Raw genomic sequence first — 20837 nt, forward strand, 5'->3', positions numbered from 1 at the left:
ATGCTGGAACTCCGCCCCAACTGCGAATGCTGCGACCGCGACCTGCCGCCGGAGAGCGCGGAGGCCCGCATCTGCACCTTCGAATGCACCTTCTGCGCCGATTGCGCCGACGACCTTGGCGGCACCTGCCCGAATTGCGGCGGAGAGCTCCTCGCCCGCCCGCGCCGGCTCGCCGAAAGCCTCGAACGCTACCCCGCCTCCACCACCCGCATCCTGACGCCGGAAGGCTGCGCCGGCCCGGCCGCAGAGAGCGCTTCTCCCCGAGAGTGAGAGACCATGACCGAGACCTATTCCGTCGACCGCCGCAACAAGGTTCGGGTCGGCAACCGCGCCGACTATGACCGCACCACCGTGCAAGCCATTCTCGATGCCGCGCTGATCGCCCATGTCGGTTTCGTCGTCGACGGCCGACCGGTCGTCATCCCGATGATCCACGGCCGCGACGGCGAGACGGTCTACGTCCACGGCGCCAAGGCGACCCGGCTCATCAAGCAACTCGCCAAGGGCGTCCCCGCCTGCCTGGAAGTCACCCTCGCCGACGGCATCGTCGTCGGTCGCTCCGCCTTCCACTCGTCGATGAACTACCGCTCGGTGGTAGTGCACGGGACGGCACGCAAGGTCGAAGATGCCGACGAGCACGCCCGCGCCCTTGAGATCGTCACCGAACATATCCTGCCCGGCCGCTGGGCCGAGGTCCGGCCGATGCTGGACAAGGAGGTGAAGGCCACCGGCGTCATCGCCATCGAGATCGAGGCGGCGTCTGCGAAGGTCCGTGCCGGCGAGCCGATCGACGAGGAGTCGGATTACGATACGCCCGTCTGGGGCGGCGTCGTTCCCCTGCGCACCACCTATGGCGCGCCGGAGGGGGATTCGCGCCTGCTGCCCGGCGTCGAGGTGCCTGCCTCCGTCGCCGCCCTCACCGGGAAGGCCGGATAGCCCGAAATCAGCCGACCGGAGTGAGCGCCGCCAGCAACCGCTGGAGAGTCGTCACGGTCGAGCGGTCGGCAATGCCGTCGACCCGCTCCGGCCGGAAATGGCGCTGGAAGGCGACGACCACATCGAACGTTGCCGCGTCGAAGACGTCGTCGCGGTCAACGCCATAGCCGTAGTCGGCAAGCGCTGCCTTCAGCGCCGAGACCTCCGGCCCGCTGTCGCCGGGACCGGGGCCTGCCGCGACGCCCGCCGCCTCCGGCGCGACCCAGTGGCCAACGCCCTCCTCCGCCAGCCGTCCCCAGGGAAATTTCTCGCCCGGATCGCGCTTTCGCCCCGGCGCGACGTCGGAATGGGCCAGCACATGCTGCGCCTTCAGTGCATGACGCACGCAGATGTCCTTGCACAATGCGGTGACGGATTCGATCTGGATGCCCGGGAAATCGGGATAACCGTAATCGTGGCCGGAGTTGACGATCTCGACACCGATGGAGCGCGAATTGATGTCCGACGCCCCACCCCAGGAGGCGACGCCGGCATGCCAGGCGCGTTCGGCCTCGGCGACCATCTGCGCGATGCGGCCGTCCTCGAACACCAGATAGTGGCAGGAGACGTCGCTGCCCGCCGCCGTCAGCCGCTCCACCGCGTCGTCCGCGGTCTCCATCCCGGTGTAGTGCAGGATCAGGAGGTCCGGCGCGTCGACCCCGCGCCTTACATTGAAATTCGGCGAAGCGATGAGCCTGTCGGCATGTCGGCTGTCGGCAACAAGGCTCATCGCGCGCCCCGCATCACCGGATCCCCCGCTCCTGGCGGATCCGCGTCCAGGCATCGTTGACCGCAGCCAGCCGGTCGTTGGCGATGGTCACGAACTCCTCGGGAACGCCGCGGGCGATCAGCCGGTCCGGATGGGTCTCGTTGACGAGCCGGCGATAGTGCCGCCTCAGCTCCTCCTCGGAGGCCGAACGGTCGATGTCGAGGATGATGTACGGGTCGGACGCCTCCGGGTGGACGTGCCGCGCCTTGATGCAGCCGAAATGGTGCGCGTCGAAGCCGAAAAGCTCGGACACCCGCTTCAGATAGGCAAGCTCGCCCTCGTGCAGCACGTGATCCGCCTTGGCGATATGGAAGAGCCCGTCGAGGATGTCCTCCAGCGCCTGCGGCTCGTCGGCGAACATACCGGCGATGCGGCGGGCGTAGTATTCGTAGCCGGAGACGTCCTGCTTGGCGAGGTTGAAGAGCCTGGCGACGTTCTTCTCCTCGCCGGCCGGGATGTCGAACAGCTCGGAGAAGGCGGAGATCTCGTCCTCGGTGACGACGCCGTCGGCCTTGGCCATCTTTGCCGTCAGCGCGATCATGGCGACGGTGAACGCGACCTGGCGCCGAGCCGAGCCGCCCGACGACATCATCCCGTAGACCGCGTCGATGAGCCGTTGGCCACCGGACATGATCCCCGATGCAAAACTTTCCAGAAGGTCCCAAATCGCCATGGCGCGACCATAGGACAGGCGGCGGGCCGAATGCAGCCCGAAAATGTCGATTGCCCGTCCCACAAAAGCGCATCGTCCGAATGCGACGGCCGTTTCCCGTTTCCACGGCAACGCGATGTCGCGATTTGCCGCAGCCCGGGAAAATACACGCATCGGGCAATACCGCCGTCGCATTTGCACCCTAATTGTTAAGGACCATGCTACCGAACGGCTCCCGCGTGAGGCGGACCGACGTGACCAACCAATCGGGAATGACCATGAAAAAGATCCTTTCTCTTGTGTTTGCCACCGGTCTCTTGATGGCGGCCTGCGACGACTCCGGCAAGGAGGAGACCACCGACACCGGGGCGGCGAGCGACGCGCAGACCGAAGCGTCCGAAAAGGCCAACGAGGCCATGCAGAAGGCCGGCGAGGCGATGGACGCCGCCGGCGAGGCCGCAACGGCCGCCGGCAAGGCGATCAGCGACAAGGCCAAGGAGGCCGCCGATGGCGCCGGCGAGGCGGCGGACAGCGCCATGGACGCCGCCAAGGAAGCCGGCGAAAAGGCCATGGATGCCGCCAAGAAGGCCGGCGACGACGCCATGAAGGCCATCAACGACATGACCGGCGATGCCGCCGAGGCGACCGATGAAGCCGCCGACGACGCGGCGGCAACGGCCGAGAACGCCGCCGAGGCGACGGAAGACGCCGCGAGCGACGCAGCCGAGGCGACCGAAGAGGCCGTGGACGACGCCGCCGAAGCGACTGAGGAAACCGCCGAGGACGCCGCCGAGGCCACGGAGGAAGCGGCTGACGATGCCGCCAAGGCCGTTGAGGACGCGGCGGAATCCACCGAGGACGCCGTCACCGACGATACCAAGACGGCGCAGTAAGCGTCAGGCGTCACGGCCAGATTTTGCTGAGCGGGCGGCCTTCGGGTCGCCCGTTCTTTTTTGAAAGGCTTGCAGGCTGCAGCGCGCTACGATGGGATATGTCCAGTGCGAGCGGAGCAAAGCAATTTAGTGGTCGGTTGGAGTCACCCGGACAGCTCGACGTCATCGCGAGCGCAGCGACGCGATCCAGTACAGCACCTGAAGAGAGGCGCCCACGGCCGCCCCACACTCCGCGTCATCCCGGCCGAAGCGCAGCGGAGAGCCGGGACCCATTGTCCCTATCGACCGGTGTAGCCCACATCGACCCTTGCCTCGACCCGTCCCCGCATCAAGGCTTGGTTTCGAAAAAAACGGCATACCGCGCCGGCAGGGGCAATAGACCCCGGCTCGGTGGCCGGGGTGACGGCGGAGTGTTGTGCCGCCTTGCGTGCGCACGGCGGCCCGGTGCCGGTATTGATGTCCGTTGAACTGCGTCGGCGACCCAATCGCAGTGTCTGAAGCCAGAGACCGCCCCAGCTAAAGGCTCGCCGCCGCCCGAGCCGCCTGGTCGTAGTGGCCGGAGAGCGCGCGCAGCAGGGTCGCCAGCCGGGAAATCTCCGCCTGGTCGAAACCGATGGAGGAAACCGCGTCGGCAAGCAGCGCCTCGCGGATGTCGCGATAGGCGGCACACGCCGTCGCGCCCTCTTCCGTGATCGCCACGGTTTTTTCCTTGCCGCGCTTTCCGGAGGCGACGAGCCCGGCCGCCTCCAGCTTGCGGATGGCATAGACGACCGTGTGCGTGTCCTCGATGTTGAGGACGAGGCAGAGGTCGGCGAGCGTCTTCACCCGGTCGCGGTGGTTGACGATGTGCAGCACCAGGATGTCGAGCGGCCCGAGCCCCGGATGCCCGGCCGCCGCCATGCAGCGCACCATCCAGCGGTGGAAGGCGTTGTTCGACATGGTGAGTGCGAATTCCAGCTCCGACAGCGCCGGCGCCGACCCGGCCGCCAGATGGGCCGAGGAGACCACCGGCCCGACCCGCCGCGCTTCGCCTTTGTCGTTTTGTGCCTTGCTCATCGCCGTTTCCTCGCCCTTCTTTGGGCCGAGAATAGCCAACGGGTGCAAAACCTGTCCACTCTTGCTTGATTTTTTATCGTCATTTTATCTATAAATTATCGATATAACACCTTTCGCCGGCTGGAATGGCCGGCACGCCGCAATCGGGAGCGCGAAGACGATGAGCCAAGACGCACAGTGGGATTTCTGGATCGACCGTGGCGGCACCTTCACCGACATCGTCGCAAGGACGCCCGACGGCGATATCCGCGCCCACAAGCTGCTGTCGGAAAACCCGGAAGCCTATGCCGACGCCGCCATCCAGGGCATTCGCGACCTGATGGGCGTCGACAAGGACGCGACGATCCCCTCCGGCGGCATCTCCGCCGTCAAGATGGGCACGACCGTCGCCACCAACGCGCTGCTGGAGCGAAAGGGCGACCGCACGCTGCTCGTCATCACGCGCGGCTTTAGGGATGCGCTCCGCATCGGCTACCAGGCCCGCCCGGAAATCTTTGCCCGGGAAATTATCCTTCCCGAACAGCTCTATGAGCGCGTCGTCGAAGTCGACGAACGGGTCCGCGCCGACGGCACGGTGGAGGCGACCCCCGACCGGAAAAAGATCGCCGCCGACCTCCAGGCCGCCTATGACGCCGGCATTCGCGCCCTCGCCATCGTCTTCATGCACGCCTACGCCTATCCGGAGCACGAAAAGACGGTCGCGGAGACCGCCCGCGAGATCGGCTTCACCCAGGTCTCCGTCTCCCACGAGGTCTCGCCGCTGATGAAGCTCGTCGGCCGCGGCGACACCACCGTCGTCGATGCCTATCTCTCGCCGATCCTGCGCCGCTATGTGGATCGGGTCGCCGGCGAGCTCGATGCCGACGAGAGCGCGAAAGGCATCGCCGGCCCGCGGCTGATGTTCATGATGTCATCCGGCGGGCTCACCGCCGCCGATCTTTTCCAGGGAAAGGACGCGATCCTCTCCGGCCCCGCCGGCGGCGTCGTCGGCGCGGTGGAGACGAGCCGCATGGCCGGCTTCGACAGGATCATCGGCTTCGACATGGGCGGCACCTCCACCGACGTCTCCCACTATGACGGCGAGTTCGAGCGCACCTTCGAGACCGAGGTCGCGGGCGTCCGCATGCGCGCGCCGATGATGCGCATCCATACGGTCGCGGCCGGCGGCGGCTCGATCCTCCATTACGACGGCGCGCGGTTCCGGGTCGGCCCGGATTCCGCCGGTGCCAATCCCGGCCCGAAATGCTACCGCCGCGGCGGCCCGCTCGCCGTCACCGACGCCAACGTCATGGTCGGCAAGCTGCTGCCGGACTTTTTCCCCGCCATCTTTGGCCCCGGCCAGGACGCCCCGCTCGATGCCGACGCCGTCAAGGGCGCCTTTGCCGACATGGCGACAAAGATCGGCGACGGCCGCGAGCCGGCCGAGGTCGCCGACGGGTTCCTGAAGATCGCCGTTGAAAACATGGCCAACGCCATCAAGAAGATCTCCGTCCAGCGCGGCTACGACGTCACCGAATACGCGCTCACCTGCTTCGGCGGCGCCGGCGGCCAGCACGCCTGTATGGTCGCCGATGCCCTCGGCATGACCAGGGTGCTGATCCACCCGCTCTCCGGCGTTCTCTCCGCCTACGGCATGGGCCTTGCCGACATCCGCGCCGACCGCCAGCAGGCCGTCGTCAAACGCCTCGACGACTCCCTGATGCCGGAGCTGCAATCCCTCGCCGACGAGCTTTCCGCCATCACCCGCGCCGAGGTCGAGGGCCAGGGCATGGCGCCGGAGCACGTCCGCACCGAGCCCCGCGCCCACCTGCGCTACGAGGGCAGCGACACCACCATTGCCGTCGACCTCAAAGACCGCAGCGAGATGATTGCCGCCTTCGAGGAAGCGCACCGCCAGCAGTTCGGCTTTGCCATCGACGACAAGCCGATCGTCTGCGAGGCGCTGGAAGTGGAGGCGATCGGCGCCGAGGCCGCCCGCGCGGAAAGCGAGGCGGAGCCCGCCACCGAGGCCCCGGAACCGGTCCGCACCACCTCCGTCTATTCCATGGGCGAGTGGCACGATGCTGCGGTCTATATGCGTGACGCAGTCAAACCGGGATGCGCGGTCGACGGCCCGGCCCTGATCATGGAGCCGCACCAGACGATTGTCGTCGAACCCGGCTGGCGCGCCGAGGCCAACCCGCTCGACCACATCGTCCTGACCCGCGTCAAGGCGTTGCCGAAGCGCGTCGCCCTCGGCACCGAGGCCGATCCGGTGATGCTGGAGGTCTTCAACAACCTCTTCATGTCGATCGCCGAACAGATGGGCGTGACGCTGCAGAACACGGCCTATTCGGTCAACATCAAGGAGCGGCTGGACTTTTCCTGCGCGGTCTTTTCGGAAGAAGGCAGCCTCGTCGCCAACGCGCCGCACATGCCGGTGCATCTGGGCTCCATGGACCGCTCGGTTGAGACCATCATCCGCCTCAACGAGGGCAACGTGGCGCCCGGCGACGTCTTCGCCCTCAACGCGCCCTACAATGGCGGCACCCACCTGCCGGACATCACCGTCGTCAGCCCCGTCTTCGACGATGCCAAGGAAAAGATCCTCTTCTGGGTGGCGAGCCGCGGCCACCACGCTGATGTCGGCGGCACCGCCCCCGGCTCCATGACGCCGCTCGCCACCACCGTCGACGAGGAGGGCGTCCTCATCGACAACCTGAAGCTCGTCGATCGCGGCCGCTTCTGCGAGGAGGAACTGACGAAGGTGCTGACCGGCCACCGCTATCCGGTGCGCAACATCACCCAGAACATCGCCGACCTGAAGGCCCAGATCGCCGCCAACGAAAAGGGCGTCCAGGAGCTGAAGAAGATGGTCGGCCATTTCGGCCTCGACGTCGTCAAGGCCTATATGGGCCACGTCCAGGACAATGCGGCCGAGAGCGTGCGCCGGGTGATCGACGCCCTGAAGGATTCGGAGTTCGAATACCCGACCGACCAGGGCGCCGTCATCAAGGTCAAGATCTCGGTAGATCGCGAAAAGCGCGAGGCGACCGTCGATTTTTCGGGCACCAGCCCCGTCCAGCCGAACAATTTCAATGCCCCGGAGCCGGTCGCCCGCGCCGCCGTCCTCTATGCGTTCCGGGTCATGGTCGAGGACAACATCCCGATGAATGCCGGGTGCCTCCGGCCCATCAACATCGTCATCCCGGAAGGCTCGATGCTGAAGCCGGCCTATCCGGCCGCCGTCGTCGCCGGCAATGTGGAGACCTCCCAGCACGTCACCAACGCCCTCTTCGGCGCGCTCGACGCCATGGCCGCCTCCGAAGGCACCATGAACAACCTCACCTTCGGCAACGACACCTACCAGTACTACGAGACCATCTGCTCCGGCTCGCCGGCCGGCCCGGGCTTCGACGGCACCTCGGGCGTCCACGTCCACATGACCAACTCGCGCCTCACCGACCCGGAAGTCCTGGAATTCCGCTTCCCGGTCCTGCTGGAAGACTTCCACATCCGGGAGAACTCCGGCGGCAAGGGCAAATGGACCGCCGGCGACGGCACGAAGCGGACGATCCGGTTCCTGGAAAAGATGGAATGCGCGATCCTCTCCTCCCACCGAAAGGTCCGCCCGCACGGGCTGAAGGGTGGCGAACCCGGCGACGTCGGCCACACATTGGTCCGAAGGAACGACGGCACCGAGGAAGAACTCCAGGGCTGCGACCAGACGGTTCTGGAGCCCGGCGAGGCGGTGACAGTGGTGACGCCGACGAGCGGGGGGTATGGGGAGGGGTAGGGTTTTTCACCCCTCTCTCCGGGCGGCCGCGAACGTTCGCCGCGACCGCCCGCTTAAGTCAAGGCGCGAGCGCCAAACCTCAGCCGTCAGCCCGGGCGAACGAAGTGAGACCGGGGGCCTATTGCCCGTCGAAACACGGTAGCCCGTCGCGGTTCTCGCGCCCCAGTCTGGATCGCCGCGTCGCCTTCGCCTCCTCGCGATGCCGCTGAAAATAAAAGAAAATCCGTCATTGCGAGCGCAGCGAAGCAATCCAGAGCGGCATTCGCGCCGGCCCTACTGCGCCCAGGACGTGCTCCATAGCGCTAAGTCAGCCAACATCCGCCCAAACGGCAGGTGGAAGGCATAGGCGGTGTACGACAGCAGGGAGAGGAAGCCGACCGTCACAAGCGATGCCGGAACGAGCCAGAACCGGCGCCATTGCAGGGCTCTGACGATGGCGTGTCGCGCACTCGCCCTGATAGGTTGAGCCGGATCATCGGGAATGGCCGCGGCCAGCCGACGCGACGAGCGATTGAACGCGAGAGGCAACGCGGTCAATCCGACGGTCAGATGAATGACCGTCGGGATCAGCGTCGTCGCCAGCATGCCTGTGACCAGAAGTCCTTCTGTCAATGGAGCACTAACGGCCGCATCTAACTGAGTGCGCCAATCGACAACAGGCAATCCAATCTTCACGTAAAATATATTTACCCATTCCATTGTATTAGGTAGAAATAAAGAAAGTAAAACAAGAAAAAAAACAGCCGCACCTAAATCCAACATCAGCTCAAACAGGAGGAAAAGCCAAGCCATCGCTCGGCTAGTGTGACGAGCGATCCTCAAAAGGAAAATACGCGTTACAATCCAGGATGCCCAATCGAATATTGAATTTAGTACTGGCAAAATACTGAAGAATGTCATACTGGCAATAGCGTATAAATATGTTTCTGACACTGTGTTTGAATTAAAAAAAATCAAAGAAGTTGCGATGAGATTCATTATATATCCAAAAATGAAAAGATAATTTTTTTTCAAAATAATTGCCTCAACTACAAAAAAAATTGATGTTATAGAAAACAAAACAAACATCATTTCTGGTGAGTTAGCGTATATTGATAATACAATAATCAAAATGGCAGTTAAAAATACCTCGCTATTTAATGGAAAGCGCGTAAATTCAGTTTTAAAAAATATGATATTTCGGCGAAAAATTATTGAAAAAACAATATCAATGTTGCGCAATATAAATAAAGTAAATTTCCTTCGATACAAGAATAAAATCAAAAAAGAAAAAACCAGCCCTAAAAGCGAGTAAAAATACGAACGTCGCGCCTCTGCTTCATGTATTTCTGGAAAAATTACTACCTCTCCAAGATTTCTATTTCCGCCAAAATGCCAAGCGGCTGCGAAAAGCAAAATCGGATAAATTATTGCTATCTGAGAGCACCGGAGAAAAGCATAACGTCCGGTTGCCGGCCCGAAGAACTTCTGCAGCCACCTATTCAGTCGCCAAATGCGCGCCTGATAGGCATCGAACCGCGTTTTGGCCGCGAATTGCGCCTTGATGTCGGCCCGGTCGTCTTTGTCGTCGAGAAGTTCTTCCAAGCGCTTTTGCCATCCCGGAAGAAAACCGAGCAGACCAAAAAGGAAAGATGTTGCGATGGCGACCGCCGCAAGAACGACGGCTGGCTCACCCCATGCGTCCCAGCTCCAAAAAGCGGCCGATGCCGCCTTTTCCCCATCCATCTAGCTACCCCCCCATCCATTTGCTGTGATCCTGCCGCGCCGGTCAAAAACACGCAAGGCGTGCAACGCCGCGCCCCATCCTCCCTCCCGCCCCCGCGACAATGCAGCCCCCTGACCAATGTTGTCCTTTCGGGCTAGGTTTTGACGCTGGTCAATTCCACCCCCTCAAAGCCCGGTTAGTGTCAAGACGTCATGACAGAATCGATCGCCGCCAAACCGCCGTTCACCCCGCCGGATCTCTCCAGGCTGCCGCGCTTCCTGCTGGCGCCGCTGCCGCTTCCGATCGTCCAGCCGGTGTTGCAGCGCATCGTCACCCATGTGGCGAAGACGCGCCCGGAAGTGTTTGAGCGGCTCGGCGCCTGCGCCCGCCGGCGCTATCTCATCGATCCGACCAACCTGCCCTTCGTCATGGTGCTGGTGCCGGATCCGGTGCGCCCGAGCCTCACCGCCTACCGCCGCGGCGCCGACATCGCCCATGACTGCTCGATCGCCGGCACTTTCCTGACGCTGCTCGACATGATCGACGGCAGGCTCGACGGCGACGCCCTCTTCTTCAGCCGCGATCTGAAGCTGAACGGCGACACCGAGGCGATCGTCACGCTGCGCAACGCCATGGACGACCTGGAAGGCAGCATCGTGGAGAACGTCGTCGGCGCGCTCGGCCCGGCCTCGGCCCCGGCGATGCAGGCGCTGGAGAAGCTTCGCAAGATCAGGACCCCCGACAATGACCGCTGAAACCCTCACCAAGACCGAACTGGTCTGCCCCGCCGGCACGCCCGCTGCCCTGCGCACCGCTGTCGATGCCGGCGCCGACGCGGTCTATTGCGGCTTCCAGAACGCCTCCAACGCGCGCAACTTCGCCGGCCTCAACTTCACGCCGGCCGAGCTGGAAAAGGCCGTCGACTACGCCCACCAGCGCGGCGCCAAGGTCCTTCTGGCCTGCAACACCTTCCCGCCGGGCGGCAGCACGGACATCTGGAAGACCGCGGTCGACGATGCCCACAGCTTCGGCATCGACGCGATCATCGTCGCCGATGTGGGCGTCGCCAACTATGTGCGCGAGACCTATCCCGACCAGCGGCTGCACCTGTCCGTCCAGGCGGGCGCCTCCTCGCCCGAAGCGATCCGCTATTTCTGCCGCGAGTTCGACGTCCGGCGCGTGGTCCTGCCGCGCATCCTGACGGTGGCGGAAATCAAGAAGGTCCACGACGCGATTCCCTGCGAGATCGAGGCCTTCGTCTTCGGCAATATCGGCATGATGAAGGAAGGCCGCTGCGCGCTCTCCACCTATGTCACCGGCGAATCCACCAACATGGACGGCGCCTGCTCGCCCGCCCACCACATCCGCTACGTGGAGGACGACGAGCGTAACCTGACGACCCGGCTCGGCCGCTTCGCCGTCGACCATTTCGAGGCCGGCGAGGCCGCCGGCTACCCGACCATCTGCAAGGGCCGGTACCTGACCAACGACCGCACCTGCGGCTACTACGCCTTTGAGGAGCCGCGCACCCTCAACCTCTCCGCCCTGTTGCCCGACCTGATGAAGGCCGGCGTCACGGCGCTGAAGATCGAGGGAAGGCAGCGGAGCCGCGCCTACGTCAAGGCCGTCGTCTCCGCCTTCCGCCATGCGGTCGACGCGCTGATGGAGGGCCGCGACCCCAAGCTCGCCGACCTCATCGCGCTGACCGAAGGCGCTAAGCAGACCGAAGGCGCCTTCAAGACCAAGACGTGGAGATAATAACGGTGACCGAGAAGATTTCCGGAGAGCTCACCCTCGGCCCGGTGCTCTACAACTGGAAGGCCGACGCCTGGCGCGACTTCTATTTCAAAATCGCCGACGAGGCGCCGGTCGACACCGTCGTCATCGGCGAGACCATCTGCTACAAGCGCGCGCCCTTCTTCGAGCCGCTCTATGGCGAGGTCATGGAACGGCTGGAGGCCGGCGGCAAGACGGTGGTGTTCTCAACCCTCGCCGAGGTCATGCTGCCCCACGACCGCCGCATCGTGGAAAGCATCTGCTCCATCGAGGACCACCTGGTCGAGGTCAACGACGCCTCGGGTCTCTATCACCTGACCGGAAAGCCGCACAATATCGGCCCGCTCTTCAACACCTATAACGAGGAGGTGGTGAAGACCCTGGCCAGGCGCGGGGCGAAGAATTTCTGCGTGCCGCATGAAATGCGCGCGACAGCCATCGAGGCGGTGGCGAAGGAGGCGAACGCGCTCGGCTGCACCGTCGAGGTCCAGGTCTTCGGCCGCCAATCCCTCGCCCTGTCGGCCCGCTGCTACCACGCCCGCGCCCACGACAAGATCAAGGACACCTGCCAGTATGTCTGCGAGAACGACCCGGACGGGCTGAACCTGAGGACACTGGAAGGCCAGCCGTTCCTCACCATCAACGGCGTCCAGGTGCTCTCCAACGACTATGTGGACCTGATCGCGGAGTTGCCGGACCTCGCCCGGATGGGCGTCGCCCGCTTCCGCCTGTCGCCCCAGAACGTCGACATGATCGCCGTCGCCAAGGTCTACCGCGCGGCAATGGACGGCGAGATCACCGCGGCGGAAGGCCAAGAGAGCCTGAAGGAGCTGGTCGGCGACACCCCGCTCGCCAACGGCTTCTTCTACCAGCAGCCCGGCTATCGCTTCATCGACGCCGACAGCGTGGTGCACTGAGGGGGCTCGGCTTTCCTCGGGAGAGGCATCATTGCCCCACCAATTGCTCTCTCCTGTCATGCCGGGCGGAGCGAAGCGCAGACCCGGTATCCAATGCCCATCTCGGAACGGTAGCCCCAATCTGTCGCGGCAGCGCCGTCGACCCTTTCTCGGACGCTCACACACAATCGCCAACGGCATACCGCGTGGAGAGGGGCAATAGGCCCCGGATCAAGTCCGGGGTGACGACGAGGGTTGGACAAGGGGAGTGAAAAAGCCGCCCTGTCATTGCGAGCGAAGCGAAGCAATCCAGAGCCGAGCTGGCGGCATAGACAGGCGGCGCGATAGGCCGCGCCACCAAGCAGGCGCCTCACCCCTTCGTCAGTTCCGCGATGCGCTCGTGGACGAAGGCCGGCAGTTCCACCGCCTTGCGCGTGGAAAGGTCCATGGCGAGGCCCGCCGTTTCCGTGACAGCGGCAAGCCGGTTGGTGCGGCTTTCGAACAGATAGTGCGTGAAGGTGAAGGTCTTGCGCGAGACGCCGGTGAAGACCGTCACCATGTGGACGAGATCGCCGGCGGCAAGCCCGTCGAACACCGTCAGCTTCATCTCGATCGCCACCCGCCCGAAGCCCTGTTCGGCGAGCCAGCGGGCCTTCAGCCCGCCATGCTCCCAGGCATGCGGCGCCCCATCGGTAACGCAGGAGATGTAGGTCTGGTCGAGCGCCCGTCCGTTCACATCCGCCTGGCGCGGATGGATCGCGCCGCGAAAGGTGACGCTGCCGCCATTGGCCAGAAGCGCCTCGCTGGTTGCGCCAGCCGGATGCGGCTCGGCGGCAAAGCTGCGCGGCGCCGCAGTCTCGAAATCGATGACGGTCGGCAACTCCGATGCGCCGCCCGGTTGGACGGCGAAGCCGTCGAGCGCCGTTGCCGCCAGCCGGCCGGTCACCGGGTCGTGCATCTCGTGCATCACCGTCAGCGGGTGCGGTCCGCCGTCGACGACCGCAGAGGTCACCACCAGCGTTTCGGCGGCGCGCATTTCCTTGTGGTAGCGCACATGGCGCACCAGACGCGGGCCGGTGCGCGCCTCGCTAAGGCCCGTCTCGGCCGCAAAACGCCGCCCGGCCGTGTCGAACTGGGCGAAATAGAACTGCACGTTCATATGGGCGTTCTCGTCACACTCCCAGGTGTTGACGACACTGCGGACGGTCTCGATGGCCCCCGTGCTCCTCGCCATCGCTCAGGCCCCCGCCACGGCCTTGGCGAGGAAGGCATCGATCCGCTTGCGGCTCTCCCGGGCGATGGCAATCGGAAAGGCCTGGAAGACGTGGCAGCCGCCGGGCGCAACGTCGAGGACCGTCGGATTGCCGGTGGATGCCCAGCGCTGCGCCATGAACAGGCTGTCGTCGAGCAGCGGATCGCGCGAGCCGACGGAAAACAGCGCCGGCGGCAGGCCGGACAAGTCGGCATGGATCGGCGAGATGTCCGGGTCGGCGACGTCGCGTTTCGGACCGGAGAGGAAATGGGCGACGAACATCTCGATGTCGCGGGTATTGAGCACCAGCTTGTCCGTGCCCCAGCGGCGCACGCTCGGGGTCAGCGCAAGGTCGTAGCAGCCGGCAACGAGATTGGCGCCGCAGAACGGCGTCAGGCCGTGCCGGTCGCGTAGCCGAACGAGCGTGACGACGGCAAGATGGGCGCCTGCTGATTCGCCGCCGATGGTCAGCCGGTCGGTGAGGAACTCGTTGGCGTGTTCGACGAGCCAGAGCGCGGCCGCCTCGCAGTCGTCCGGGCCGGCCGGATAGGGATGCTCCGGCGCCAGCCGGTAGTCGACGGAGACGACGACGAGGCCGCAATTGTCGGCCATTTCCAAAAGCCGATCGTCCTGCTGGTCGGTGGTGCCGAGCGTCCAGCCGCCGCCGTGGAAGTGCAGGTAGACGCCGCGCGGGGCGCCTGTCGGCGCGACGATCCGCATCGGGATCGGCCCGCCCGGCCCGGGGATGGTGACGGTCTCGGCGCGCGGGCTCTTTTCCGGCAGCGGGAACGGCCCGCCGCCTTCCGCCCGCGTCTGGCGGACAAGGGCCGGCTCGACCTGCCAGGGGTCCGGCAGCGCGGAGAGCTTTTCCAGGAGCTCTTCGTTGAAGGCGCGGGTTTCCGCTGAAACGGCGGCATCGTCGAAAGGGGCGGAATCGATTGTGATCATGAGCTCGTTTGCGGCTATCTTGTCCGCTCGGGGCGGAATCTTAGAAAGGGAAAGAAAGGGTCGCGGCGAGGCTAGCCTCTTGCGGGCGACAATCCAAGCGCCAGACCAACGCCGGAAAGGACAGCAGCCATGTACCGGACATCACGCGCCGACGTCAGGGTCGACCACGGGGCAACGACGACGAGCGTCACGCTGCGCCAGGCGATGACCCGGCTGACGGTCGGCACGACGGGTCGCGGCATGGTCGAGATCACCGAGGCGATCGACGACTGGCTCTCCGGCGTGGAGGCCGGCGACGGGCTGCTGACCGCCTTCCTGCGCCACACCTCTGCCTCACTGACGATCCAGGAGAATGCCGACCCGGACGTCCAGCACGACCTCCTGACCTCCCTCGACCTGCTGGCGCCGGAGGACGGGCCCTGGATCCACACCATGGAGGGCCCGGACGACATGCCGGCCCACATCAAGTCGGCGCTGACCGACGTCAGCCTTTCCATCCCGGTCCTCGGCGGGCGCATGGACCGCGGCACCTGGCAGGGCGTCTATGTGGTCGAGCACCGCGCCCGCCCGCACCGGCGGACCGTTACGCTGCACTATCTGGGGAGTTGAGGGGGCGCCGTTGACGCAGGCGCGCGTCGCCCGGAAGCCTTGACGGGCCGGACATCTCCTATCGATGGACCGAGCTGACGCCGTACCTGGATTGCCGCGTCGGCCTTCCCAGGCTCGCGTCACGCGCCGCTCCCCGTCCTTCGGACCCTCGCAATGACGTTGAGACCAAAGGAGATTCCGTCATTGCGAGCGCAGCGAAGCAATCCAGGGCAGGGGGCACGGCATCGCGGCTTTACCGAACCGCTTGCCACAAGGCGACAAGGTTTGCCTTGCCAGCGATGACGGAACAGGAAGCGTGCTCAAAACCGGGCTGACCACCGCCGACGCCCGGCCGCGGCCGAAAACCCCTACCGCACCACCATCACCGACACATCGGTATGCCCCGCCAGGAACCCGGCGTTCGACGCGAACACATATTCCCGGAAATGGGGGACGTGCGAAGCCATGATGACGAGGTCGGCGCCGAGGGCGTGGAGCTCCTTGTTCAGGGTCTCGTCGAGATCGACCGCCGGGTCGTGGCTGACCAGCGCCTTGGCCGCGATGTCGATGTCGTACTTGGCGCGCACACCGGCGGTGTACTCCTCCAGCACCCGGGCGAATTCCTCCGGGTTGTGCGCCACCTTGCTGGGCGGCGTCGCCGTCACGGCGACGAAGGTGATGGTCGAGCCGTAGAGCTTGGCGATGTCGACCGCCGTGGCGATGGCCTTGTCGAGATGGTCCTGATGGACCAGGTCGATCGGCACCATGATGTTCTTGTACATGATTGTCCTCCCGCAAATGTCTCGTGCTTCGACGGAACCGGACCGCCGCGCCGGCAAAGGCGTGTCGTCGGCGGTCCGGAGAGCCGCGTGTCAGGCCTTGCTGGCTTTCAGCAGGCCCATGAAGATGCTGACGCACATGACCAGGAGCACGATGGTGAACGGAAAGCCGGTCGAGACCGCCATCGCCTGCAGCGCCGTCAACGCCTGCGAGCCGCCGACCAGGAGCAGGGTCGCAGCGACCAGGCCCTCGAAGGTGCACCAGAAGACGCGCTGGGCGACCGGGGCATCCGTCTTGCCGCCGGCGGTGATGGTGTCGATGACCAGCGAGCCGGAGTCCGACGAGGTGACGAAGAACACCACGACGAGGATGATGCCGAGGAACGAGGTCAGCCAGGCAAGCGGCAGGTCCTTCAGCATCTCGAACAGCTTCAGGGGCAGCGCCGCCGACTTGACGCCGGCTTCCGGATCGGCCGCGACCTGCTCGATCGCCGTGCCGCCGAAGGCAGCCATCCAGACGATGCTGACCAGCGTCGGGATGACGATGACGCAGAACAGGAACTCGCGCACCGTGCGCCCGCGCGACACCCGGGCGATGAACATGCCGACGAACGGCGACCAGGAGATCCACCAGGCCCAGTAGAACGAGGTCCAGCCCTGCGAGAAGTTGGCGTCCTCGCGGCCGAACGGGTTCGACAGCGGCAGCAGGTCCTTCGCATAGGCAGCCGCGCCCGCGACCATCGTGTCGAAAATGTCCATGGTCGGGCCAACCAGGAAGATGAAGACCAGCAGCAGTGCGGCCAGCGCGATGTTGATCTCCGACAGCACCTTGACGCCGCCGTCGAGGCCGCGCAGCACCGAGATCAGCGCCATCGCGGTAATGACCGAGATCAGCACCACCCGGGCGAAATTGCCGGTCGGCACCCCGAACAGATAGTTGAGGCCGGCGAGCGTCTGCTCGGTGCCGAAACCGAGCGAGGTGGCAAGGCCGAACAGCGTCGCGAACACCGCCAGCGTGTCGATGATATGGCCGGTCCAGCCCCACACCCGGTCGCCGAAGATCGGATAGAAGGCCGAACGCAGGGTCAGCGGCAGATTGTAGTTGTAGGCAAAGAAGGCGAGCGCCAGGGCAACGACGGCGTAGATCGACCAGGGGTGCAGCGACCAGTGGAAGATGGTCGCCGCCATGCCGAGATTACGCGCCGCCTCGATATCGCCGACAGCACCGCCGAGCGGCGCCCAGTCGGTGCGCGCGCCGGCCTCGATCGCGGTTCCGCCGAGCGACGACGAGAAATGTGAGATCGGTTCCGACACGCCGAAGAACATCAGCCCGATGCCCATGCCGGCGGCGAACAGCATCGCGAACCAGCCGAGATAGCTGTATTCCGGTTCGGCGTCGGCGCCGCCGAGCCGCACCTTGCCGAGCGGCGAGACCATCAACAGGATGCTGAACAGCACGAAGATATTGGCCGACAACAGGAAGAACCAGTCGAAGGTCGAGGTCAGGAACGGCCTCAGCCAGCCGAAGAATTCCGTCGCCTCGGCCTGGAACATCAGCGTCACCACGACGAAGGCGACGATCGAAAGGCCCGAGATCATGAACACCGGATTGTGGATGTCGAGACCGAGTAGCTGGACGTTGTCCTGTCCGACCTCGTAGTCGGTATCCGTCTCGATCTGGTAGTCGCTTTCGGTTTGGTCCGTCATTGCGCTCCCCTCTTGTTATCGTCGACTTGGCGTCTGGCATGCGCACGAGCGATGGGTCGGCCGCACATATGCCGACCTCATGCATCCCCAAAGGAAATACCCCTGCCGCCTGCCAGTTTAGGAAGGCATTTCGGAAACCGGTGTTCCGTCTCCGACTCCAATGCCTTGGCGAACGACGGCCTCGGGCCGTCCCGGCAGCCCCGTCTGCAATCTGAAGATGTGAAGATCGCCGGGAAAACGGGCACCATCGAGGGCCCGCTAAAACGGGTTTGTATCCAGAGGGTTGCACGGAACGGGCCCGCCGGTCAACGCCGGCACCAGGCGCCGCCCGCGCCCTTGTGGAAAAACCGGTAACCGGCACAGCGCTGATGCTGCAATGCAGCATCGGCGTGCGGACGAGGAGAACGATGTCCGCGGAGCGATGCCCCGGGGCCACCTTTCGCGCCGGTCAGACCCCGAGATAGCCGATCACGGCGCCCTGGATCAGCAGCACCAGGAGCCAGTGGCCGCCGTCGATGACGGTCAACAGCACCTTCTTGCCCTGGAAGGCGTAGTTGACGGCGAGCGTGGTGACGACGAAGCCGGCCCAGATGAAGGCCGCCGAGATGATGCCGTTGCGCACCGTCACCGTGTCCTGGCCGAGATGGCCGATGACGCCGGCGAGCATGAAGGCCATGATGAGGTTGGCGACGGCGCCGACCAGCATCGGCCCCTTCTGCGGGTTGCCCCCACCCTCGCCCTTCAGCCGCGCCGGATCGATCTCCGCCGCCGCCATCCAGTGCCGCCCGAGAATGCCGTACCAGACCGCGCCGACGACGAAGCCGGTAATCGCCGCGGCCAGGACCGCCAGATAGTTGATGCCGGCAAAGATCATCCCGTTTCCCTCCGTCATGCGCGGCGGCCGGCGCCGCGGTGATCCGTCGCCCCTTTGAGGCGCCCGATTGCTTCTACAATGATCCCTAGCACGACCGAAGCCGGCCCCGCGTCACCGCTTCGTGAGCGCGTCACTGCTTCTTCTCCCGCCGGCAGGCCTTGCATCGCCCGTGAAATAGGTATAAAGATATCTTTATATCCATGAAGCGATGCGACAGATAATGCTGCAAAAACGCCAGCTCACCACCAATGTCCTGCTCGGCAGCCTGAAGGCCGCCGCCGAAGTCACGCGCCTGCGCATCCTTGCGCTGCTCGCGCGCGGCGAACTGACGGTGAAGGACCTGACCGCCATTCTCGGCCAGAGCCAGCCGCGCATCTCGCGCCATTTGAAGCTGCTCGTCGAGGCCGGCCTGGTCGAGCGGCTGCCGGAGGGCGCCTGGGCCTATTACCGGCTCAGCGACGACGACACCGTCGGTGCCTTCATCCGCGGCATCCTCGACCAGATCGACGACAGCGACCCGGTGATCGCCGGCGACAGCCAGCGCCTCGACGGCGTCAAGCAGGAGCATGCCGAGGCGGCCGCACGCTATTTCTCCGCCAATGCCGGCGAGTGGGACCGCATCCGCCTGCTGCAGGCCGCGGACACGGCCGTGGAAAAGGCGATGCGCGAGGCGGTCGGCAACCGGCCCTTCGAGAGCTTCCTCGATATCGGCACCGGCACCGGCCGCATGCTGGAGCTCTTTTCCGACCTCTACAATCGCGGCACCGGCATCGACGCCAACCATTCCATGCTGGCGGTCGCCAGGGCCAATCTGGAAAAGGCCGGCGTCCGCGATGCCCAGGTCCGCCATGGCGACCTCTACGCCCTGCCGCTGCCGTCCGACAGCGTCGACCTCGTCGTCATCCACCAGGTGCTGCACTATCTGGGCGATCCGGCCCGGGCCCTGCGCGAAGCGGCCCGTGTGCTCGCCCCCGGCGGCCGGCTGCTGGTCGTCGACTTCGCCCCCCACGACCTGGAATTCCTGCGCACCGAGCACGCCCATCTGCGGCTCGGCTTTTCCCACGACCAGATTGCCCAGGCCTGCGCCGCGGCCGGCCTTGAGACCGAGGCCGTGCGCGACCTGGCACCGGCGGCCGCGAAAAACGGCGCCGGCGAGGGCAATCTGACGGTTACCCTGTGGCTGGCCCGCGATCCGCGCCTCCTGATGGCGGATGACGGTGCCGGCGCCCATCTGGAGACGGTCGGATGACCGACATCGAAACGGCCACCGACGACACCCCGGAGCGTCCCGAGATGCACGTATCTTTCGAATTTTTCCCGCCGAAATCCGACAAGATGGAAGCGACCCTGTGGCAGGCCATCGAAAAGCTGGCCCCGCTCGAACCCCGTTTCGTCTCCGTCACCTACGGGGCCGGCGGCTCGACCCGCGAGCGCACCCATTCGACCGTCGCCCGCATCGTCCGCGAGACGAGCCTCACACCGGCCGCCCATCTGACCTGCGTCGATGCGACGAAGGAAGAGGTCGACCAGGTGGCGCGCGACTATCTCGCCGCCGGCGTCCGCCACATCGTCGCCCTGCGCGGCGACCCGATCGCCGGCATCGGCACCAGCTACCACGCCCATCCGGGCGGCTACGCCTATTCGTCCGATCTGGTGGCGGGCCTGAAGGAAATCGCCGATTTCGAGATCTCCGTCTCCGCCTATGCCGAACGGCATCCCGAAAGCCCGGACTGGCAGACCGACATCGACATGCTGAAGCGCAAGGTCGACGCCGGCGCCACGCGGGCCATCACCCAGTTCTTCTTCAACAACGACCTGTTCGAGGCCTATGTGGAGCGCGTGCGCGCCGCCGGCATCTTCATTCCGATCGTGCCGGGCGTCATACCGATCCATAACTTCACGCAGATCTCCAAATTCGCCGGCATGTGCGGCGCCTCCATGCCGAAGGCACTGGTCGAGCGCTTCTACGGCCTGGAGCACGATCCGGAGACCCACAAGCTGGTCGCGGCCGCCGTTGCCGCCGAGCAGGTCGACGACCTCGTCGCCCGCGGTGTCACCGACTTCCATTTCTACACGCTGAACCGCGCCGAACTGGTCTTTGCGATCTGCCACATGCTCGGCATTCGCCCGCATATGGAAACGGTCGCCGCCTGAAAGCGACAGGACCGGCAGGAACACCCGAGCGGCCCGGC

The 20837-nt window shown here is 65.1% G+C and carries 19 protein-coding genes; 10 read left to right on the plus strand and 9 right to left on the minus strand.

From position 1 onward, the window contains the following. A complete protein-coding gene (locus M2319_RS06865) occupies positions 1 to 270 on the plus strand; it encodes a DUF1272 domain-containing protein (RefSeq protein WP_264600701.1) in 270 nt (89 codons plus the stop codon). 6 nt (positions 271 to 276) lie between these two features. Continuing rightward, positions 277 to 936 carry a pyridoxamine 5'-phosphate oxidase family protein gene (locus M2319_RS06870; protein WP_264600702.1) on the plus strand — a complete coding sequence of 220 codons (660 nt, stop codon included), beginning with the start codon at positions 277 to 279 and terminating at the stop codon, positions 934 to 936. A 7-nt stretch (positions 937 to 943) separates the two neighbouring features. Here the strand turns inward: M2319_RS06870 and M2319_RS06875 are convergent, their stop codons facing one another. Then, positions 944 to 1705, minus strand: a complete 762-nt coding sequence (locus M2319_RS06875) for an N-acetylmuramoyl-L-alanine amidase (protein ID WP_264600703.1) — start codon at positions 1703 to 1705, stop codon at positions 944 to 946. Between the two features lie 13 nt (positions 1706 to 1718). Beyond that, positions 1719 to 2417: a TerB family tellurite resistance protein gene (locus M2319_RS06880; RefSeq protein ID WP_406682084.1), complete on the minus strand. Its 699-nt coding sequence runs from the start codon at positions 2415 to 2417 to the stop codon at positions 1719 to 1721. A gap of 257 nt (positions 2418 to 2674) precedes the next feature. Here M2319_RS06880 and M2319_RS06885 point away from each other — a divergent pair, with 257 nt between their 5' ends. Further along, on the plus strand, positions 2675 to 3289 hold the full coding sequence (locus M2319_RS06885) for a hypothetical protein (protein ID WP_264600705.1): 615 nt from the start codon (positions 2675 to 2677) through the stop codon (positions 3287 to 3289). Between the two features lie 516 nt (positions 3290 to 3805). On the opposite strand, the gene M2319_RS06890 is transcribed toward M2319_RS06885, so the two are convergent. Continuing rightward, entirely contained in the window at positions 3806 to 4345 is a 540-nt protein-coding gene (locus M2319_RS06890; protein WP_264600706.1) for a winged helix DNA-binding protein, read from the minus strand. Positions 4346 to 4505: 160 nt separating this feature from the next. On the opposite strand from M2319_RS06890, the gene M2319_RS06895 reads away from it, so the two are divergent. Continuing rightward, a complete protein-coding gene (locus M2319_RS06895; RefSeq protein ID WP_264600707.1) occupies positions 4506 to 8120 on the plus strand; it encodes a hydantoinase B/oxoprolinase family protein in 3615 nt (1204 codons plus the stop codon). 273 nt (positions 8121 to 8393) lie between these two features. Here the strand turns inward: M2319_RS06895 and M2319_RS06900 are convergent, their stop codons facing one another. Continuing rightward, the gene (locus M2319_RS06900; RefSeq protein ID WP_264600708.1) at positions 8394 to 9845 is read right to left on the minus strand and encodes a hypothetical protein; all 1452 of its coding nucleotides are present in this window, start codon (positions 9843 to 9845) and stop codon (positions 8394 to 8396) included. Positions 9846 to 10037: 192 nt separating this feature from the next. Here M2319_RS06900 and ubiT point away from each other — a divergent pair, with 192 nt between their 5' ends. The 3 genes from ubiT to ubiV are packed head-to-tail and all read left to right on the plus strand — an operon-like array spanning position 10038 to position 12518. Next, positions 10038 to 10580, plus strand: a complete 543-nt coding sequence (ubiT, locus tag M2319_RS06905) for a ubiquinone anaerobic biosynthesis accessory factor UbiT (protein ID WP_264600709.1) — start codon at positions 10038 to 10040, stop codon at positions 10578 to 10580. Further along, the gene (ubiU, locus tag M2319_RS06910) at positions 10570 to 11583 is read left to right on the plus strand and encodes a ubiquinone anaerobic biosynthesis protein UbiU (protein WP_264600710.1); all 1014 of its coding nucleotides are present in this window, start codon (positions 10570 to 10572) and stop codon (positions 11581 to 11583) included. Before ubiT ends, ubiU begins: the two co-directional genes overlap by 11 nt. A gap of 5 nt (positions 11584 to 11588) precedes the next feature. Further along, positions 11589 to 12518, plus strand: a complete 930-nt coding sequence (gene ubiV, locus M2319_RS06915; RefSeq protein ID WP_264600711.1) for a ubiquinone anaerobic biosynthesis protein UbiV — start codon at positions 11589 to 11591, stop codon at positions 12516 to 12518. A gap of 349 nt (positions 12519 to 12867) precedes the next feature. Here ubiV and M2319_RS06920 read toward each other — a convergent pair whose 3' ends face one another. Then, positions 12868 to 13731 (minus strand): thioesterase family protein, encoded by an 864-nt coding sequence (locus M2319_RS06920; protein ID WP_264600712.1) that lies wholly within the window; start codon positions 13729 to 13731, stop codon positions 12868 to 12870. A 3-nt stretch (positions 13732 to 13734) separates the two neighbouring features. Next, the gene (locus M2319_RS06925) at positions 13735 to 14697 is read right to left on the minus strand and encodes an alpha/beta hydrolase (RefSeq protein ID WP_264600713.1); all 963 of its coding nucleotides are present in this window, start codon (positions 14695 to 14697) and stop codon (positions 13735 to 13737) included. 129 nt (positions 14698 to 14826) lie between these two features. Between M2319_RS06925 and M2319_RS06930 the strand changes: the two genes are divergently transcribed. After that, positions 14827 to 15306, plus strand: coding sequence for a secondary thiamine-phosphate synthase enzyme YjbQ (locus M2319_RS06930; protein WP_406682076.1), 480 nt, complete (start codon positions 14827 to 14829; stop codon positions 15304 to 15306). 347 nt (positions 15307 to 15653) lie between these two features. Here M2319_RS06930 and M2319_RS06935 read toward each other — a convergent pair whose 3' ends face one another. The 3 genes from M2319_RS06935 to M2319_RS06945 all read right to left on the minus strand — a co-directional run bounded on the left by M2319_RS06935 (position 15654) and on the right by M2319_RS06945 (position 18663). Then, entirely contained in the window at positions 15654 to 16067 is a 414-nt protein-coding gene (locus M2319_RS06935) for a universal stress protein (RefSeq protein ID WP_264600714.1), read from the minus strand. A 90-nt stretch (positions 16068 to 16157) separates the two neighbouring features. Next, positions 16158 to 17771 (minus strand): BCCT family transporter, encoded by a 1614-nt coding sequence (locus M2319_RS06940; RefSeq protein WP_264600715.1) that lies wholly within the window; start codon positions 17769 to 17771, stop codon positions 16158 to 16160. A 448-nt stretch (positions 17772 to 18219) separates the two neighbouring features. Next, positions 18220 to 18663: a DUF1761 domain-containing protein gene (locus M2319_RS06945; RefSeq protein ID WP_264600716.1), complete on the minus strand. Its 444-nt coding sequence runs from the start codon at positions 18661 to 18663 to the stop codon at positions 18220 to 18222. A gap of 190 nt (positions 18664 to 18853) precedes the next feature. Here M2319_RS06945 and M2319_RS06950 point away from each other — a divergent pair, with 190 nt between their 5' ends. Both M2319_RS06950 and metF read left to right on the plus strand, forming a co-directional pair. After that, entirely contained in the window at positions 18854 to 19894 is a 1041-nt protein-coding gene (locus tag M2319_RS06950) for an ArsR/SmtB family transcription factor (RefSeq protein ID WP_406682077.1), read from the plus strand. Further along, a complete protein-coding gene (gene metF / locus M2319_RS06955) occupies positions 19891 to 20799 on the plus strand; it encodes a methylenetetrahydrofolate reductase [NAD(P)H] (protein ID WP_264600717.1) in 909 nt (302 codons plus the stop codon). The genes M2319_RS06950 and metF overlap by 4 nt, the downstream gene beginning before the upstream one ends. Positions 20800 to 20837 lie beyond the last annotated feature (38 nt).

This window comes from Rhodobium gokarnense (assembly GCF_025961475.1).
Lineage (GTDB): Bacteria > Pseudomonadota > Alphaproteobacteria > Rhizobiales > Rhodobiaceae > Rhodobium > Rhodobium gokarnense.

What these genes read in the sequence shown, in the direction of transcription:
- M2319_RS06880 (WP_406682084.1), bottom strand. Translation starts at nt 2,417, where the DNA reads ATGGCGATTTGGGACCTTCTGGAAAGTTTTGCATCGGGGATCATGTCC.
- M2319_RS06935 (WP_264600714.1), bottom strand. Translation starts at nt 16,067, where the DNA reads ATGTACAAGAACATCATGGTGCCGATCGACCTGGTCCATCAGGACCAT.
- ubiT (WP_264600709.1), top strand. Translation starts at nt 10,038, where the DNA reads ATGACAGAATCGATCGCCGCCAAACCGCCGTTCACCCCGCCGGATCTC.
- M2319_RS06875 (WP_264600703.1), bottom strand. Translation starts at nt 1,705, where the DNA reads ATGAGCCTTGTTGCCGACAGCCGACATGCCGACAGGCTCATCGCTTCG.
- M2319_RS06920 (WP_264600712.1), bottom strand. Translation starts at nt 13,731, where the DNA reads ATGGCGAGGAGCACGGGGGCCATCGAGACCGTCCGCAGTGTCGTCAAC.
- M2319_RS06865 (WP_264600701.1), top strand. Translation starts at nt 1, where the DNA reads ATGCTGGAACTCCGCCCCAACTGCGAATGCTGCGACCGCGACCTGCCG.
- M2319_RS06950 (WP_406682077.1), top strand. Translation starts at nt 18,854, where the DNA reads ATGCGACAGATAATGCTGCAAAAACGCCAGCTCACCACCAATGTCCTG.
- M2319_RS06890 (WP_264600706.1), bottom strand. Translation starts at nt 4,345, where the DNA reads ATGAGCAAGGCACAAAACGACAAAGGCGAAGCGCGGCGGGTCGGGCCG.
- M2319_RS06925 (WP_264600713.1), bottom strand. Translation starts at nt 14,697, where the DNA reads ATGATCACAATCGATTCCGCCCCTTTCGACGATGCCGCCGTTTCAGCG.
- M2319_RS06870 (WP_264600702.1), top strand. Translation starts at nt 277, where the DNA reads ATGACCGAGACCTATTCCGTCGACCGCCGCAACAAGGTTCGGGTCGGC.
- M2319_RS06895 (WP_264600707.1), top strand. Translation starts at nt 4,506, where the DNA reads ATGAGCCAAGACGCACAGTGGGATTTCTGGATCGACCGTGGCGGCACC.
- ubiU (WP_264600710.1), top strand. Translation starts at nt 10,570, where the DNA reads ATGACCGCTGAAACCCTCACCAAGACCGAACTGGTCTGCCCCGCCGGC.
- M2319_RS06930 (WP_406682076.1), top strand. Translation starts at nt 14,827, where the DNA reads ATGTACCGGACATCACGCGCCGACGTCAGGGTCGACCACGGGGCAACG.
- M2319_RS06940 (WP_264600715.1), bottom strand. Translation starts at nt 17,771, where the DNA reads ATGACGGACCAAACCGAAAGCGACTACCAGATCGAGACGGATACCGAC.
- M2319_RS06885 (WP_264600705.1), top strand. Translation starts at nt 2,675, where the DNA reads ATGAAAAAGATCCTTTCTCTTGTGTTTGCCACCGGTCTCTTGATGGCG.
- M2319_RS06945 (WP_264600716.1), bottom strand. Translation starts at nt 18,663, where the DNA reads ATGACGGAGGGAAACGGGATGATCTTTGCCGGCATCAACTATCTGGCG.
- M2319_RS06900 (WP_264600708.1), bottom strand. Translation starts at nt 9,845, where the DNA reads ATGGATGGGGAAAAGGCGGCATCGGCCGCTTTTTGGAGCTGGGACGCA.
- metF (WP_264600717.1), top strand. Translation starts at nt 19,891, where the DNA reads ATGACCGACATCGAAACGGCCACCGACGACACCCCGGAGCGTCCCGAG.